The organism is Leifsonia sp. SIMBA_070, from assembly GCF_046534635.1.
In the GTDB taxonomy this organism is placed as follows: Bacteria; Actinomycetota; Actinomycetes; order Actinomycetales; family Microbacteriaceae; genus Leifsonia.
Genome location: NZ_JAWRYK010000094.1, coordinates 1 through 339, shown reverse-complemented (window position 1 = coordinate 339; position 339 = coordinate 1). Strand labels below are relative to the sequence as shown.

The 339-nt window shown below is 33.0% G+C and carries 1 protein-coding gene; it reads left to right on the top strand.

The genetic code is table 11. The features are described 5' to 3' along the window. Window positions 1-339, top strand: a 339-nt coding sequence (locus SB754_RS19560) for a hypothetical protein (RefSeq protein WP_410784062.1), incomplete at both ends; no start/stop codon positions are given.

Sequence of the window (339 nt, the reverse complement as noted above, 5' to 3'; positions counted from 1 at the left end):
CAGCAGAAAATGAGGAAGCAAAAGATATCAGGGTACAAACTGAAACAAAAAATTATAATATCGGCAATACTCTACCGCTTAATGCAGATGTAGATGGAGAAGTAACAACACAAGGTTGGAAAAAAACTGCTGTAGTTTATGCACTTAGATATGGTGGGGATGCTTTAAGTGCAATTCTAAAAAATTTAAGTAAAACAAATGCAAATTTAGTTAAAAAACATTCCGGTCAACTTGCAGATGCTTTAGAAAGTTTTTCAAATAGTATTGAAGCTAGATTAGTTGATTATATGATCCATACATTAGGTTTTCCTTCATCTTCAGCTAGAACAATAGCTTGGG